We start from the raw sequence: 16,172 nt of genomic DNA, 5'->3' as shown, positions 1-16,172 counted from the left end.
CCGCGCGCGGCGAAAAGAGACAAGCCAGCGCAGGCANGGGACGGGGGGCAGCGCCCCCCAGTCCGGGCGGCGCGCGGCACGCGCGACCCAACCCCTGGGCAGCGCCCCGGACGGATCACCGGAACGCATCCGCCCGCAGCCCGAACCGCGCCAGCTTGTCGTAGAAGGTCTTGCGCGGCAGTTTCAACCGCTCGGCGGCAAGGCTGGCCCGGCCTTCCGCACGGCGCAGCGCCTCGATCAGCAAGGACCGCTCGACCTGCGCCATCTGTTCGGCCAGACCCAGCCCGGTATCCCCCTGCGCGTCCTCCTGCCCCAGACCGAGGGCAAAGCGCATCGCGGCACTCATCAGCGCGCGGGCGTTTCCGGGCCAGTCCTGCGCCATCAACCCCGCGATGACCTCCTGCGTGATCTCGGGCGGGCGCAGACCGGCCTGTTCGCTGGCCTGAGCCACGTAGTGGCGAAACAGCACAGGGATGTCTTCGGGGCGTTCGGTCAACGACGGGATGCGCACGCGCATCACGTCCAGCCGGTAGAACAGGTCGGGCATGAACGCGCCCTGCCCCGCCGCCTGCGCCAGATCGGCGCTGGACCCGGCGATCACCCGCGCGGTCATGCCGGCCTCGATCCTTTCGAACGCGGCGAACTGGGTTTCGGGCGGCAGGTTGCCCACCTCGTCCAGAAACAGCGATCCGCCCGCCGCCTCGGCACAGGCGGCCATGAATCCCTCCGGGTCCAGCCCCGCGCCGGCGCGTTTCACGAACGGCCCCTTGGCGCGGGGCGCGCACAGGTGCACCACCTCGGCCACCTTGGAAATCCCGCTGCCGGGCGGGCCGCTGACCAGCACCTCCGCCCCCGCCTGCGCCACGATGCGCACCCGCGCGCGCAGCGCATTGGCCAGGTCCGACTGTCCGAACAGCAATCGTGCCGCGGCATCGCCGGCTTCAAGCTGCGCCTTCATGCGCCGGTTCTCGAGCACCAGCGCACGCGCGTGCAAGGCGCGAGAGATCACCGCCAGCAGGTCCGCCGGCGGGCAGGGTTTTTCCAGAAACCCGAACGCCCCCTGCGCCATCGCCCGCACCGCCATCGGGATATCGCCCTGCCCGGTCAGCAGGATCACCGGCAGGTCCGCATCCACCCCGCGGCAATGATCCAGCAGGTGAAACCCGTCGCGCCCGGGCATGCGCATGTCCGACAGGACCACCCCGTCAAAGCCGTCGCCGATGTGATCGCGCGCCTCGATGAACGACCCGACGGGGATCGCCTGCAGATCGGCCAGGTCCAGCGTCTGCGCCAGCGCCGCGCGCACCGCCGTGTCATCATCCACCACCAGCACCTTGCGCGTCATGCCGCCCTCTCTTCGGCCCAGGGGTCCAGCTCCACGGTGAACACCGCGCCCTGCGCCCCGTTGGCTCCGCGGATCTTGCCGCCAAAGCTTTGCACCAGACCGTATGAGATCGACAGACCCAGCCCCAAGCCATGTGCCGCGCCCACCGCCTTGGTGGTATAGAACGGCTCGAACATCCGGTCGGGGTCGGCGATGCCCGGCCCGGTGTCGCTGATCGCAAGGGTGACGGGGCTGCCGGGGGTCAGCGCGATGGTCAGCCGCCTCTGGTCGCGCCCGGCCATCGCGTCGGCGGCATTGCCGATCAGGTTGACCACCACCTGACCCAGGCGCACCTCGCCGCCGCGCACCCAGACCGGGCCGGGCGGGCGCGCCCAGCCCACCGAGATGCCGCCCTCGCGCAGCCGCGTTGCACTCAGGTCCAGCGCGGCATCGATCACCGCCACGATATCCACCCGGCCCATCGGCTCGCTTTCGTTACGGGCAAAGGCGCGCAGGTTGCGGATGATTCGCGCCATCCGAGCCGCCAGATCGCTGATCCGGCCCAGGTTCTCGCCTGCCACCTCGGGCTTGCCGCGCGCCATCAGGGCCGCGCCATTCTCGGCAAATTGCTGGATCGCCATCAGCGGCTGGTTCAACTCGTGGCTGATTCCGGCGCTCATCTGCCCCAGCGCCGACAGCTTGCCCGCCTGCACCAGATCATCCTGTGCACGTTTCAGCGCGGCCTCGGCGGCGACACGCTCGGCCACCTCGCGGCGCAGCCGGTCGTTGGCGTCGCTCAGCGCGGCGGTGCGCGCGGCCACCCGTGTTTCCAGCCGCGCATTGGCCAGTGCCAGAACGCGCCGCCGCCCCAGCAGCCAGAACAGCACCGCGCCAAAGGCCAGCAGCATCGCCACCAGCGCCGCCGCCTGCAACCCCGCCACGGCCCGCGCGGGGCGCACGTCGATCAACGCCTGTGCGCGCATCCCGATCACCGGCAGGGCGCGCGCCAGATGCAGCGCGCGGCTGGGCACATACGGCGACCAGTCCTCGATCCAGATGGTGTGCGGGCCCCTCGCGCGCGTCGCAAAGGGCAGCGCCTCTCCCTCGGGCGGGCGCAGGCCCTGTGCCGCCTCCTGCCAGTACAGGAGCTCCGAGCGATTGGTGATGAAGACCTCGCCGCCCCGGTCGGTAAAGAACACCGCCGGGCGTGCGCCGCGCCACTCGGCCTCGACCCTGTCGATGTTGGCGACCACCACCAGCGCGCCTGCCACCCGTCCCCCGGCCCCGAACCGGGGCGCGGCAAAGTAATACGCGCGCCGCCCCGTGCGCGGGTTCAGCCCGTGGTCCTGCCCCAGCGCACCATGCAGCGCCCGGCGAAAGAAGGCTCGGTCGGACACATCCGTACTTTCCGTACCATTGGCCGAGGCAACAACCCGCCCCGCCCCGTTCAACAGCAGAACATCCAGCGCGGCGGTCTTGTCCGCCGCCGCCAGCAGCAGGGCGCGCGGCTGAGGGCCAGCCAGACCCGGGTGATCGGCCAGCAGCACCGCCATCTGCTGATACAGCTTCAACTGCCCGGTCAGGCGGTCGGCGGCCAGTGTCAGATCGGCCTCGCCGCGCTGCGCCAACTGGTCCAGCGCCCGGGCGTAGCCCCACGACCAGGCCCCAAGGCCAAGCCCGGCCACAGCGGCCAGAAACAGCGCCAGGGCGGCGGATGTGGGAAGGGACCGGCGTGTCATCCTCAAGTCATACTACCGCCCCGCAGGCCTTGGCCAGAGCGTACATAGGGTTCGGCGCACCCAGTCACCGCAAGGCATGAAACGGCATGGCGCCTCTCAACCCGTTGACTACAAGCGCGCGGAAGCGCACATTTGGATCAAACGCCCTCAGACCGGCAGGGCGGTGGTCGACTTGATCTCTTCCATCGACAGCAGGGCGGTGACGTTATGCACCTTCACCTCGGAAATCAGCGCCTGGTAAAAGGCGTCATAGGCCCGCGCGTTGGCCACCCGCACCTTGAGGATATAATCGATATCGCCTGCCAGCCGGTGCGCCTCTTGCACCTCGGGGCGGTTTTGCAACGCGTGCAGGAACGCCGCCTGCCATTCGGCCTCGTGCTCGGACGTGCGGATCAGCACGAAGAAACAGGCGTCGAACCCCAGCTTTTCAGGGTCCAGCACGACCGTCTGCGGCCCCATCACCCCGGCCTCGCGCATCTTGCGAATCCGGTTCCACACCGGGGTCTTGCTGGAACCGACCTGACGCGCGATTTCATCCAGCGACTGGCCTGCATCCTGTTGCAGCGCGCGCAGGATTTTCCTGTCTGTGTCATCCAGCCGAACAGCCATTTCTAAGTTCTCCATCTTGATGGAACGCTGTCAGGCTGAAGCTGCCCTTGCGAAACAACGTTCCTTATTCACTGCGCCGTCTGGCGCATCACTGGAACAATTTCCTATACTCAAGGCAATGAAACCGCAATCACTGAGGTGCCGATGCCACGCTCTTTCACGCCTAAGGTTGTCACCGCCAACGACCTGCTGCTGGGTCATGTGGTCTATCTGACCGCAGATGACCGCTGGTCCGGCGATCTGGCCGAGGCCGAGGTGCTGATCGACGAGGCGCATGCCCAGATCCGCCTGCTGGACGCCGACGCGCAGGTGACGCGCGTCACCGGGGTGTATCTGGCCGACATGCGCGACACGCCGGACGGCCCACAGCCCACCCATTTCCGCGAGGCGTTTCGCGCCAACGGGCCCTCGAACTATCCCCATGGCAAGCAAGAGGTGCTTTGATGTATCGCTACACCGAATTCGACCGCGATTTTCTGGCCAGCCGCAACGCGCAGTTCCGCGCGCAGGTCGCCCGACGGCTGGACGGCACCCTGACCGAGGATGAGTTCAAGCCGCTGCGCCTGATGAACGGGGTGTATCTGCAACTGCACGCCTACATGCTGCGCGTGGCGATCCCCTATGGCACGCTGAACAGCGCGCAGATGCGCGTGCTGGCCGATCTGGCCCAGCGGTGGGACAAGGGCTATGGCCATTTCACCACCCGCCAGAACATCCAGTACAACTGGCCCGCGCTGCGCGATATTCCCGACATGCTGGATGCGCTGGAGACCGTCGGGCTGCATGCGATCCAGACCAGCGGCAACACCATCCGCAACGTCACAGCCGATCATTTCGCCGGGGCCGCCGCGGACGAGATCGCCGACCCCCGCCCGGTGGCCGAACTGATCCGGCAATGGTCGACCGATCACCCCGAGTTCCAGTTCCTGCCGCGCAAGTTCAAGATCGCCATCACCGGCAGCCCCAACGACCGTGCCGTGACACGCGCCCATGACATCGGCCTGCGGATGGTCGCGCGGAACGGCGAACATGGGTTCGAGGTGATTGTCGGTGGAGGTTTGGGACGCACGCCCATTATCGGACAGGTTATCAATGACTTCCTGCCCAAGGCTGATCTTTTACCTTATCTCGAGGCGATCGTGAGCACCTACAACCTGCTGGGCCGCCGCGACAACAAGTACAAGGCGCGGATCAAGATCACCGTGCAGGAAAACGGCATCGACACTTTCCGCGATCTGGTGAACGCGCGCTTTGCCGAGCTGCGGCCCCACTTCTCGGGCGTGGATCAGCAGATTCTGGCCGGGATCGAGGCGCAGTTCGCGCCGCCTGCGTTTGTCAGCAAGGACCGCCAAGTGTTTGATGCGGCCTATGAAACCAACCCGGCCTTCCGGTCCTGGGCCGACACGAACCTGACCGCGCATATCCGCGACGATCATGCCATCGTGTCGATCAGCCTCAAGGCGCATGGTGCCACGCCGGGCGATGCCACCGATGCGCAGATGCGCGCCATGGCCGATCTGGCCGAACGCTTTGGTTATGACGAGTTGCGCATCAGCCACGAACAGAATGTCATCCTGCCTCATGTCGCCCGCGCCGACCTGCCCGCCGTCTACAAGGCCCTGCGCGCGCATGGGCTGGCGACGGCGAACATCGGGCTGGCCTCGGATATCATCGCCTGCCCCGGCATGGATTACTGCGCGCTGGCCACCGCGCGCTCGATCCCCATCGCGCAAGAGATCGCGCAGCATGTGGACGAGATGAAGCTTGAGCATGCGATTGGCCCGCTCAAGATCAAGATTTCCGGCTGCATCAATGCCTGCGGCCATCATCATGTCGGCCATATCGGTATCCTTGGGCTGGATCGCGCGGGCGTGGAAAACTATCAGATCACACTTGGCGGCGACGGCACGCAGGATGCCACGCTGGGCGACCGGATGGGGCCGGGCTTTGCCGCCGAGGCGCTGATTCCCGCCATCGACCGGGTGCTGCGCGCCTACCTGCGGCTGCGTCACCACGAGGGAGAGACGTTTCTGCAGGCCTACCGCCGATTGGGGGCCGAGCCGTTCAAGGCCGCGCTGTATCCCGCCGACCGGCGCGCCGACGCCGCCTGACAGGAGCCAGCCATGCCCTTCGAATCCCCCTTGCCCGACGCGGCGACGCGGGCGGTGGCGCTGAACGCGCGCTATCGCCACCACGCGGGCATCGCCGTGCTGCGTCATGCGCTGGCCGACCCCACGGTGGGCCGGATCGCGCTGGTCAGCTCGTTCGGGGCCGAGAGCGTGGTCCTGTTGCATATGCTGGCGCGGCTGGACAACCGCGTGCCGGTGATCTTTGTCGACACGCAATTGCTGTTTCCCGAAACGCTGGAGTATCAGCGCGATCTGGCCCGGCGGCTGGACCTGCGCGACCTGCGCATCATCCGCGCCGAGCCTGACAAGGTGGCCGCCCAAGACCCATACGGCGCGCTGCATCTGCGCGACCCCGATGCCTGCTGCGCCCTGCGCAAGACGGCACCGCTGGCAAAGGGATTGGACGGCTTTGACGCCTGGATCACCGGGCGCAAGCGGTTTCAGGCCGGCACGCGCGAGGCGCTGGAGCATTTCGAGGCGGATGGCCCGGGCCGGATCAAGGTCAACCCGCTGGCCCATTGGACGCCCGAGAACATCCGCGATTACCGCATCAACAACCGCCTGCCCGCGCATCCTCTGGTGTCGCGCGGCTATCCTTCGATCGGCTGCAAGCCCTGCACCAGCCCCGTCGCCCCCGGCGAAGACCCGCGCGCCGGGCGCTGGCGCGGACAGGACAAGGTGGAATGCGGCATTCACATCACCAATGGCCGGGTCACCCGGCAAGGAGCGTAACCATGACCGTGATCGTCACCGACACCGGATTCGCCCCCGATGACTGGACCGGGCGGATCACCCCTCTGGCCGAGGTCACCGCGGAACACAGCGCCGTGGATCTGCCCGCCGATGCCGATCCTGCGCATCTGCGTGCCCTGCTGCCCACCCTGCGGATGATCCGCATCCCCTTCGGCAGCTTTGCCGACGGGCGCGGGTTTACGCTGGCGCGGCGGCTGCGGCTGATGGGCTATGGCGGCCGGCTGCGCGCGCAGGGGCATGTTCTGCCCGATCAATACGCCATGGCGCGGCGCGCGGGCTTTGACGAGGTTGAAATCTCATCCGATCTGGCCGCGCGCCTGACCGAGCCGCAATGGCTGGCAAGAAATTGTTGGCATGCTAACAATTATCAGGCACGATTGAGGGGCTGAACCCGGTTCCATCTGATTTGGATCAAAGCTATGTCCCTGATACTGGTTTAGCACCGGAGCAACCGAAATGAACGAGATGAGCACAGTGACCGACGCAGCCGCCCCCGCCGCCAAGACCCCGACCCTGCCCGATGCCCAGACCGTGACAGCGGTGAAACACTGGACCGACCGGTTGTTTTCCTTTCGCTGCACGCGGCCTGCGTCCTTGCGCTTTCGGTCGGGCGAGTTCGTGATGATCGGGCTGATGGGCGACAACGGCAAGCCGCTGCTGCGCGCCTATTCCATCGCCTCGCCCAGTTGGGATGACGAGCTGGAGTTCTATTCGATCAAGGTGCAGGACGGCCCGCTGACCAGCAAGCTGCAGCACATCGAACCCGGCGATCAGATCATCCTGCGCCCAAAACCCGTGGGCACGCTGGTGCATGACGCCCTGTTGCCGGGCAAGCGGATCTGGTTCTTTGCCACCGGCACCGGCTTTGCCCCCTTTGCCAGCCTGCTGCGCGATCCGCAAACTTATGAGGATTACGAAGAGATCATTCTCACCCACACCTGCCGCGAGGTGGGTGAACTGGAATACGGTGCGCAGCTGATCGAGGATATCCGCACCGATGAAATGCTGGCCGAACTGATCGGCGACGGTTTTGCCGACAAGCTGCGCTATTATCCCACCACCACCCGCGAAGAGAGCCTCAAGATGGGCCGCATCACCGACCTGATGCGCAAGGGCGAGGTGTTCGAGGATCTGGGCGTGGCGCCGCTGAACCCCGAAACCGACCGGGCGATGGTCTGCGGCAACCTGGCCTTCAACCTTGAAATCAAGGAGATGCTCGAAGGCTACGGGCTGGAGGAAGGCGCCAACTCGAAACCCGCGCAATACGTGGTGGAAAAGGCGTTTCTGGACTGATCGCCTGCACGACTGACACAGGCAAAGGGCCGCCCGGATCACCCGCACGGCCCTTTTTTCATCTCGCCTTGTCTGCGGCGCAGGATTTACATCCCCAGTGCTTCGCGCACGGTGTCCAGCGTGGCTCGCAGCGCCGCGGGGTTTTCCCGGGCCATGTTCAGCGCGGCTTTCAGCGCGGATTTCTGCGCGTCACCGATCGATGAGTTGTCGATCATCTCGGCCACACGGTCCATGTCAAAGCCTTCGACAGTCAGCGGCTCCGGCGTCGCGGTTTCAGACGGATCGGTGGCTGCCTCGACCTGATCGCCTGCCTGCTCGGCCGTGTCCGTTGCGCTTTCCACGCTGTCGCCTGCGGCCTCGGCGGCGTCCTGCGCGGTGTCGGCTGTGGCGTCAGCCGCATCGCTGGCCGCATCCTCGGTCGCCTCCGCGGCGCTTTCGGCAGTATCGGATGCACCGTTCACCGCGTCCGAAGCGGCTTGCGCGGCCTCGTTTGCCGCGTCGGTCACGGCCTGCGTTGCGCTGTCGACCGCTTCCTGCACCTGCTCGGCCGCGGCTTCTGCCGCCTCGGTGGCAGTGTCCACGGCGTTTTCGGCCGCTTCGCTGGTGGCTTCTGCGGCCTCGTTCGCGGCGTCGCTTGCCGCCTCGGTTGCCTCTTCGGCCGCTTGCGTGGCTTCCTCTGCTGCTTCTGTCGCAGCTTCGGCCGCGTCATCGGCTGCCTCTTGCGTCGCGGCCTCTTCGGTGGTCTCCTCTTCCGTGACCACGACGACCTCGTCTGCCGTCTGGCTGGTGTAGATGAAATAGCCGCCCACGGCGACGACCGCCGCAAGGGCGATCCAGATCAGGTTTTTCATCGCGTTTTTCCCCTCAAGAATATCCGTTTCGGCACCCGCGCCGATCCTCGTACAAGTGCCAGATGCGCGCAGGACCCGGAAGGTGCAAGGGGAAAACACCCTTTTTTCGGCCCGGATCAGCCGATTGTCGCTTGCAGTAAGCAGCCGCCACAGCTACTTTCCAGCCTCGACAAAACAGCCTGATGAAACTACCGAAAGGACCATCACCATAGCCCGCAGACCTCACAACGCGCCGCCCACCCGTGACACCGGCCCGCGCGTGAACGACCGCATCCGCGCACCTGAAATCCGCCTGATCGGGGCAGAGGGCGAGAATGTCGGCGTCGTCACCCCGGCCCAGGCCATGGTCATGGCAGAAGAGGCCGGGCTTGATCTGGTTGAAATCTCGCCCAATGCGAACCCGCCCGTGTGCAAGATCATGGACTACGGCAAGTTCAAGTACGAGACCCAAAAGCGCGAGGCCGAAGCGCGCAAGAAACAAAAGATCATCGAGGTGAAAGAGGTCAAGTTCAGACCCAACACCGATACCCATGATTACGAGGTCAAGATGCGCAACGTCGTGCGCTTTCTTGAAAACGGCGACAAGGTCAAGATCACGCTGCGGTTCCGCGGACGCGAGATGGCGCACCAGAACCTGGGCCGCGAGCTGCTGGAACGGGTGGCCGAGGACGTGAAGGAGATCGGCAAGATCGAGAACATGCCCAAGATGGAAGGTCGCCAGATGATCATGATGATCGGGCCAGCCGCACGGTAACCCCTGCGACACGTTTGCAACGCCCCGCCCTGCGGGGCGTTTTGGTTTGAAAGGCAGCGTCATGTGGGAAGAGCGGTTCAACACCCCCGACTATGTGTTCGGCACCGAACCCGCGCAATTCCTGCGCGATCATCGTGCGTTGCTGACGCCGGGCCGGACCGTGCTTGCGGTGGCCGATGGCGAGGGGCGCAATTCGGTCTTCATGGCGGAATGCGGCCTGGACGTGACGGCGGTGGACTATGCGCCCTCCGCCATCGCCAAGGCGCGCCGGCTGGCAGAGCAGCGCGGCGTGACGGTGGATTTCCGGCAGGCCGATCTGCTGACCGATGACTGGCCCGATGCGTTTGCAACGACGCCGTTCGACATGGTGGCGGGCATCTTCATCCAGTTCACCGGGCCAGAGGCGCGCGCCGCGATGTTCGATGGCATGGCGCGGTGCCTGCGCCCCGGCGGGCTGATGCTGCTGCACGGCTACACGCCCAAGCAGCTTGACCACGGCACCGGCGGTCCGCCCTTCGTCGAAAACCTGTATACCACCGCCCTGCTGCGCGACCACTTTCCCGGCTGGGAGGTGATCGAGGCGCGCGAATACGAACGCGATGTGCAAGAGGGTCGCGGCCATTCCGGCCTGTCAGCGCTGATCGATTTCATTGCCCGCAAACCCGTCTGAAATTAAAACGCAACCTGACCCCAAACGCAAAAGGCCCCGGGCAATCCGCCGGGGCCTTTTAAAACATGGACAGGATCAGTGTGCCGCAGCGACGCCGCGCTTGGCCATTACCGCCACCAGATGCGCGCGATAGGCGCCCGATCCGTGCAGGTCGCTCATCATGCCATCGGCAGGCAGGCTCAGCCCGTCCAGCGCGCCGGCGCTAAAATCGGACGACAGCGCCGCCTCGGCCTCTGTCCAGCGGAACACGCCCTCTTCGGACGCGCCTGTGACCGCCACACGCACGCCATCGGCGTATTTCGCAACAAACACCCCCACCAGCGCAAAGCGCGAGGCGGGCTGTTCGAACTTCATGTAGGCTGCCTTTTCCGGCACTGGAAAGCGCACCTCGGTCACGATCTCGCCCTCTTCAAGCGCAGTGGTAAACATCCCCTGAAAGAAATCATCCGCCGCGATCTCGCGCGCGTTGGTCACGATGGTGGCCCCGGACCCCAGGGCCGCCGCCGGATAGCAGGCCGCCGGGTCGTTGTTGGCGATGCTGCCGCCGATCGTGCCGCGATTGCGCACCGCCGGATCCCCGATATGCGCGGCCAGTTCGGCCAGCGCCGGGTAATCCGCCGCCACCTCGTCCGCCACGCGCGCATGCGGTGTCGCCCCGCCGATGCAGATCGCCCCGTCATCGGCCCGGCAAACACCGACCATCTCGGAAATCCCGGTCAGGCTGACCAGTTTGCTGGGGCTGGCCAGCCGCTGTTTCAGCGTGGGGATCAGGGTCTGCCCGCCCCCCAGCGCCAGCGCGTCCTCATCCTTCATCGCCGCAACCGCATCCGCGATGCTGGTCGGTTTCTCAAATTCGAATGCGTACATTCCGTTTCCCTCTTTCCTGAAAGGAACACCCTTCGGGTTTCCTCTCTCGACAAATATCCCGGGAAGCGCGAGGGTCTGGCCCCTCGCTCCCGCCCTCTCAGCCCTGCATCGCCGACCAGACGCGTGACGGCGACAACGGCATGTCGATATGCGTGACGTCACGTCCCGCGCGCTGCAACGCATCCACCACCGCGTTGACCACCGCAGGCGGGCTGCCGATGGCCCCGGCCTCGCCGCAGCCCTTGACCCCCAGCGGATTGTGGGTACAGGGCGTCTGGCACGAGTGATCGACGGCAAAGAACGGCAGATCATCGGCGCGCGGCATGGCGTAATCCATGTACGACCCGGTCAGAAGCTGCCCGTTCTCGTCATAGACCGCCGCCTCCAGCAGCGCCTGGCCGATGCCCTGCGCCAGACCGCCATGCACCTGCCCGGTCACGATCATCGGGTTCACCACGTTGCCGAAATCATCGGCGGCGGCAAAGCTCTCGATCGTTACCCGCCCGGTGTCGGGATCGACCTCGACCTCGCAGGCATAGGCGCCCGAGGGGTAGGTGAAGTTCGACGGATCATAGAACGCCGTCTCTTCCAGCCCCGGTTCGATCTCGTCCAGCGGATAGTTGTGCGGCACATAGGCGGCCAGCGTGACATCCCCCCAGGCCACGGATTTGTCCGTGCCCGCGACGGTGAAGGCCCCGTCCTTCAGCTCGATATCCGCCTCGGAGGCTTCCAGCAGGTGTGACGCGATCTTCTTGGCCTTGTTGATGATCTTCTCGGTCGCCCGCACCATCGCGCTGCCGCCCACCGCCAGCGAGCGCGAGCCATAGGTGCCCATGCCCATCGGCGAATTCGAGGTATCGCCATGCACGATCTCGATCATCGATTCGTCGATGCCCAGCATCTCGGCCACAACCTGCGGAAAGGCGGTCTCGTGTCCCTGCCCATGGCTGTGGCTGCCGGTCATCACGCTGATCGAGCCGGTGGCATTCACCCGCACCGTGGCGCTTTCGTACAGACCAGCCCGCGCGCCAAGCTGGCCCACCAGGTTGCTGGGCGCGATGCCGCAAGCCTCGATATAGCAGTTCACGCCAAGCCCGCGCAGCTTGCCGCGTTTTTTCGACTCTTCCGCGCGCGTCTCGAAGCCGTCGCGGTCGATCATCTCCAGCAGCTTGTCCATCGTCGCGTGGTAGTCGCCGGTGTCGTATTCCACCGCCACGGGCGTGGCATAGGGGAATTCGGTGATGAAGTTCTGCCGCCGCAGGGCAATCGGATCGACCCCCAGCTCGCGCGCGGCCTTGTCGATCACGCGCTCCAGCTGATAGGTCGCCTCGGGCCGACCGGCCCCGCGATAGGCATCCACCGGCACGGTGTTGGTGAACACCGCCTTGACGTTCACGTAGATCAGCGGCGTCTTGTAGTTGCCAGCCATCAGCGTGCCGTGCAGCCAGGTCGGCACCGACGGTGCGAAGGTCGACAGATACGCGCCCATGTTGGCATGAGTCTCGGTGCGCAGGGCGGCAAAGTTGTTGTCGGCGTCCAGCGCCAGTTCGATCTTGGTCACATGATCGCGGCCATGGGCGTCGGACATGAACGCCTCGGAGCGTGAGCAGGTCCATTTCACCGGGCGCTGCAGCGCCCTTGCTGCAAAGGTGCAGAATGCCTCTTCCGCATAGTGAAAGATCTTGGTGCCAAAGCCGCCGCCCACGTCGGGCGCAACCACGCGCAGCTTGTTTTCCGGGATGCCCAGCACGAAGGCCCCCATCAACAGGCGGATCACATGCGGGTTCTGGCTGGTGGTGTAGAGCGTGGAATCGCCCGTCGCGCGGTTGAAGTCGCCCACCGCCACGCGCGGCTCCATCGGATTGGCGATCAGGCGGTTGTTGACCAGTTCCAGCGTGGTCACATGCGCGGCCTTGGTGAACGCCTCGTCCACGGCGGCCTTGTTCTCTTCGACAAAGCCCCAGTCATAGCACAGGTTGCTGGTCAGATCGTCGTGCACCTTGGGTGCATCGGGCTCAAGCGCCTTTTTCATGTCGATGACGGCGGGCAGATCCTCGATCTCGACCACGATGGCCTCGGCGGCATCGCGCGCCTGGGCGGCGGTTTCGGCCACCACGGCGGCGATCGGATCACCCACGTGGCGCACCTTGCCCTGTGCCAGCACCGGGTGACCCGGCTCCTGCATCGGTGCCCCGTGCTTGTCCGTCACCTGCCAGCCACAGGGCAGACCGCCCACGCCTTCGAAATCCTTGCCGGTGAACACGCGCAGAACGCCCGGCATGCCTTCGGCGGCCGAGGTGTCGATGCTGGTCAGCCGCCCATGCGCCACGTCCGAGCGCAGGAAATGCACGTAGGTCTGGCCATAGATGTTGATGTCGTCGGTGTAGTTGCCGGCCCCGGTCAGGAACCGTATGTCTTCGCGCCGCTTGGGGCTGGCGCCTATGCCATGATCTTTCGGCATTCTATCTCCTCCCTGGTGCGGTGGGTTGGCACCCACCCTACGATCGTCGGTAGGGTGGGTGCCAACCCACCCCTGGTATCCGTCATTCTGCGGCGATGGCCCCCACATCCTGCCCGGACGCGGCCATGATCGCCTTGACGATGTTGTGATAGCCCGTGCAGCGGCAGATGTTGCCCTCAAGGTAGTCGCGCACCTCGGCCTCGGTCGGCTTGGGGTTGTCCTTGAGCAGGGCCGCCGCCGACATCACCATGCCCGGGGTGCAGAACCCGCATTGCAGGCCGTGGTGATCCTGAAACGCCTGTTGCAGGGTGTTGAGCGTGCCATCGGGCGCGGCCATGCTTTCGATCGTGGCCACCTCGGCCCCTTCGGCCTCAAGCGCCAGCATGGTGCAGGCCTTCACCGCCTCGCCGTTCACATGCACCACGCAGGCGCCGCACTGGCTGGTGTCGCAGCCGACATGCGTGCCGGTCAGGTGCAGGGTGTCGCGCAGAAAATTGACAAGAAGCGTGCGGCCTTCCACATCGCCTGACACGGCCTTGCCATTCACCGTCATGGTGAGCTGGGTCATCAGGATCCTCCCAAGGAATTGTCGTTCCGGTATCGATGGCCCGAGTTAAGCATGCCGTTTCCGAGTTGAGAACCGGAAATCTGCGCCACCCGCAACAAACTGCTATTGCAGCAATTTATGCTGCACCTGCATCCTTGCCGGGCTTGCCTGCTTGCGTGTCTGCCTGCGCGTCTGCCGCCCGGCGCGGACGCGGGCGCGACGGGATTTCCTTGAGCAGCCCGCCCACCCCCATCGCGGCGATATCCTGCCCGCCGATGTCGATGCCGCAGACCACGCGCTCCAGCACCCAATCGGCCCCGTTCAACGCGGGGCTGCGCGCGCAGCCGGGCAGGCCCAGTACCGGTTTGTCGCCCAGGTGACCCAGAAACAGCAGGTTGCCCGGATCGACCGGCATGCCGAACCGGACCACCTGCCCGCCCGCTGCGCGCAGGCCCTCTGGGGCCGTGTCATGCGCATCCGACGTGGCGCTGGCGGTCAGGATCAGCAGCACCTGACCCGGCGCTTGCTGCACTGCGGCGGCAATCTCCGTGGCATCATGCCGCACGATCACCCGGTCGGTCAGCGTCAGACCAAGGCGTTCCAGCCGCGTCTGGGTCACGCGGCGGCCCTTGTCCGGGGCATCCCCGTCCAGCGTGGTTTCGATCAGGGTGGCGGTCCGGAACACCGGGGCGGACACGCGCAGCGCGCCCGCCGCATCGGCGCAGGCCGCATCCAGCGCGGTTTGCGGTACCGCATAGGAAATGATCTTGATCGTGGCCAGCATCGTGCCGGGATCGACCCGCGCCAGATCGGGCAGCGTGGCCACGGTGATCATCGGCTCAATGGCGTTGATGGCATGCAGGCGCTGCACGTCCAGCCGCACGATGCCGGGCCGGTCGGCGATCAGGTTGACGCGTCCCGCCCCTGCCCCAGACAGCCGCAGGCCCTGCGAGACCGGATCCGGGGCCAGCGCCTGCGCCAGCCTGTGTGCGGCGGCGTTTTCCTGGATATCGCCCGCATCAAGCCGGGCGACGGTCACCTGATCCACCGACGCGGCGCGCAAGGTTGCGATATCGGCGGCCGTCAGCACATGGCCCTTGGGCAGCCTGGCCACGTCCAGCCGCAGAGAATGGGCCAGGATCGCCCCCTCGGCCTGGTCCAGCGGCACCGGCCCGAACTTCATGCGCCCCGCCGCAGGACGCGGGTGATCTCGGCCATGATCGACAGGGCAATTTCCGCCGGGTTCGCCGCCCCGATGTCCAGCCCCACAGGGCCGTGGATGCGCGCGATCTGGGCCTCGGTGAACCCCGCCTCGGTCAGCCGGGTCACCCGCGCGGCATGGGTGCGGGTGGACCCCAGCGCGCCGATATAGAACACGTCCGACGCCAGCGCCGCATGCAGGGCGGGATCGTCCAGCTTGGGGTCATGGGTCAGCAGCACCAGCGCCGTGCGGGTGTCCAGACCAAAGGCGCGCACGCCCTCGTCCGGCCAGTCGTTGACGATGGTTTCACCCGGAAATCGTTCCTGCGCGCCAAAGGTGTCGCGCGGATCGATCAGCACCGGGTCATAGCCCGCGACGCGCGCGATCTGCACCAGCGCCTGCGCGATATGCACCGCGCCCACGATCAGCAGCCGCAGGGGCGGGTTGTGGATGGTGACGAACACGCGCTCGTCCTCGTCAAAGCCCGAGCGGTCCATGCGGAACCTGTCTTCGTGGCCCTGACCGGTCAGGCTGCGCCCGCCGCCTTTCAGATCGGCCACCAATGCCACGGGCTGGCGGGCCTCGCGGGCGGCGACCAGATCGGCCAGCACCTGTTCGGGCATGACCGCGCCGACGGGTTCGACCAGGACGCGGATGGTGCCACCGCAGGCCAGACCGACGGCAAAGGCGTCGCCGTCGCTAACGCCGAATTCCAGCATCCGGTGCTTGCCATCCTCCAGCGCGTCCAGCGCCTCGACGATCACCGCGCCTTCGACACAGCCGCCCGATACGCTGCCTTGTATGTCGCCCTGTCCCGACACGACCAGCTGGCTGCCGATGCGGCGCGGTGCGCTGCCCCAGGTCTGGACCACGGTGCACAGGACCGCACCCTTGCCTGCGCGGTGCCAGTCCAGTGCGATCTCGGGAATCCGGTCCATCGGGCGATCCTTTGTGAACGTGTCGGCGGGATGGTG

General features: G+C 66.2%; 16 protein-coding genes. 7 read left to right on the top strand and 9 right to left on the bottom strand.

Going from position 1 to position 16,172, the window contains the following annotated elements:
* Positions 1-115: 115 nt before the first annotated feature.
* The 3 genes from ACFTOW_RS08075 to ACFTOW_RS08065 form a co-directional block, all read right to left on the bottom strand.
* Positions 116-1,345, bottom strand: coding sequence for a sigma-54-dependent transcriptional regulator (locus ACFTOW_RS08075; RefSeq protein ID WP_379914554.1), 1,230 nt, complete (start codon positions 1,343-1,345; stop codon positions 116-118).
* A complete protein-coding gene (locus ACFTOW_RS08070; RefSeq protein WP_379914553.1) occupies positions 1,342-3,063 on the bottom strand; it encodes a sensor histidine kinase in 1,722 nt (573 codons plus the stop codon). Before ACFTOW_RS08070 ends, ACFTOW_RS08075 begins: the two co-directional genes overlap by 4 nt.
* Positions 3,064-3,210: 147 nt before the next feature.
* Positions 3,211-3,672, bottom strand: coding sequence for an Lrp/AsnC family transcriptional regulator (locus ACFTOW_RS08065; protein ID WP_379914552.1), 462 nt, complete (start codon positions 3,670-3,672; stop codon positions 3,211-3,213).
* 144 nt (positions 3,673-3,816) lie between these two features.
* Between ACFTOW_RS08065 and ACFTOW_RS08060 the strand changes: the two genes are divergently transcribed.
* From ACFTOW_RS08060 to ACFTOW_RS08040, 5 genes are all read left to right on the top strand, one after another.
* Positions 3,817-4,116, top strand: coding sequence for a DUF2849 domain-containing protein (locus tag ACFTOW_RS08060; RefSeq protein WP_379914551.1), 300 nt, complete (start codon positions 3,817-3,819; stop codon positions 4,114-4,116).
* Positions 4,116-5,783 carry a nitrite/sulfite reductase gene (locus ACFTOW_RS08055; protein ID WP_379914550.1) on the top strand — a complete coding sequence of 556 codons (1,668 nt, stop codon included), beginning with the start codon at positions 4,116-4,118 and terminating at the stop codon, positions 5,781-5,783. The genes ACFTOW_RS08060 and ACFTOW_RS08055 overlap by 1 nt, the downstream gene beginning before the upstream one ends.
* A gap of 12 nt (positions 5,784-5,795) precedes the next feature.
* A complete protein-coding gene (locus ACFTOW_RS08050; protein WP_379914549.1) occupies positions 5,796-6,533 on the top strand; it encodes a phosphoadenylyl-sulfate reductase in 738 nt (245 codons plus the stop codon).
* A 2-nt stretch (positions 6,534-6,535) separates the two neighbouring features.
* Entirely contained in the window at positions 6,536-6,943 is a 408-nt protein-coding gene (locus ACFTOW_RS08045; protein ID WP_379914548.1) for a DUF934 domain-containing protein, read from the top strand.
* A gap of 67 nt (positions 6,944-7,010) precedes the next feature.
* Positions 7,011-7,847, top strand: a complete 837-nt coding sequence (locus ACFTOW_RS08040) for a ferredoxin--NADP reductase (protein ID WP_379914547.1) — start codon at positions 7,011-7,013, stop codon at positions 7,845-7,847.
* A gap of 86 nt (positions 7,848-7,933) precedes the next feature.
* Here the strand turns inward: ACFTOW_RS08040 and ACFTOW_RS08035 are convergent, their stop codons facing one another.
* Positions 7,934-8,698 carry a translation initiation factor 3 gene (locus ACFTOW_RS08035; RefSeq protein ID WP_379914546.1) on the bottom strand — a complete coding sequence of 255 codons (765 nt, stop codon included), beginning with the start codon at positions 8,696-8,698 and terminating at the stop codon, positions 7,934-7,936.
* 259 nt (positions 8,699-8,957) lie between these two features.
* Between ACFTOW_RS08035 and infC the strand changes: the two genes are divergently transcribed.
* The gene (gene infC / locus ACFTOW_RS08030) at positions 8,958-9,452 is read left to right on the top strand and encodes a translation initiation factor IF-3 (RefSeq protein ID WP_465261604.1); all 495 of its coding nucleotides are present in this window, start codon (positions 8,958-8,960) and stop codon (positions 9,450-9,452) included.
* A gap of 61 nt (positions 9,453-9,513) precedes the next feature.
* Complete coding sequence (locus ACFTOW_RS08025; protein WP_379914620.1) at positions 9,514-10,122, top strand: SAM-dependent methyltransferase; 609 nt, start codon at positions 9,514-9,516, stop codon at positions 10,120-10,122.
* A gap of 75 nt (positions 10,123-10,197) precedes the next feature.
* Here the strand turns inward: ACFTOW_RS08025 and ACFTOW_RS08020 are convergent, their stop codons facing one another.
* The 5 genes from ACFTOW_RS08020 to ACFTOW_RS08000 all read right to left on the bottom strand — a co-directional run bounded on the left by ACFTOW_RS08020 (position 10,198) and on the right by ACFTOW_RS08000 (position 16,136).
* Complete coding sequence (locus ACFTOW_RS08020; RefSeq protein ID WP_379914545.1) at positions 10,198-10,989, bottom strand: FAD binding domain-containing protein; 792 nt, start codon at positions 10,987-10,989, stop codon at positions 10,198-10,200.
* Positions 10,990-11,086: 97 nt separating this feature from the next.
* Positions 11,087-13,450 (bottom strand): xanthine dehydrogenase family protein molybdopterin-binding subunit, encoded by a 2,364-nt coding sequence (locus tag ACFTOW_RS08015; RefSeq protein WP_379914544.1) that lies wholly within the window; start codon positions 13,448-13,450, stop codon positions 11,087-11,089.
* Positions 13,451-13,532: 82 nt separating this feature from the next.
* A complete protein-coding gene (locus ACFTOW_RS08010) occupies positions 13,533-14,018 on the bottom strand; it encodes a (2Fe-2S)-binding protein (RefSeq protein ID WP_379914543.1) in 486 nt (161 codons plus the stop codon).
* A gap of 115 nt (positions 14,019-14,133) precedes the next feature.
* A complete protein-coding gene (locus tag ACFTOW_RS08005; RefSeq protein WP_379914542.1) occupies positions 14,134-15,180 on the bottom strand; it encodes a molybdopterin-binding protein in 1,047 nt (348 codons plus the stop codon).
* Positions 15,177-16,136: an XdhC family protein gene (locus tag ACFTOW_RS08000; RefSeq protein ID WP_379914541.1), complete on the bottom strand. Its 960-nt coding sequence runs from the start codon at positions 16,134-16,136 to the stop codon at positions 15,177-15,179. The genes ACFTOW_RS08005 and ACFTOW_RS08000 overlap by 4 nt, the downstream gene beginning before the upstream one ends.
* Positions 16,137-16,172 lie beyond the last annotated feature (36 nt).

Source organism: Lacimonas salitolerans, from assembly GCF_042677865.1.
GTDB classification, from domain to species: Bacteria; Pseudomonadota; Alphaproteobacteria; order Rhodobacterales; family Rhodobacteraceae; genus Lutimaribacter; species Lutimaribacter salitolerans.
This window is presented reverse-complemented; position numbering and strand designations above follow the sequence as displayed.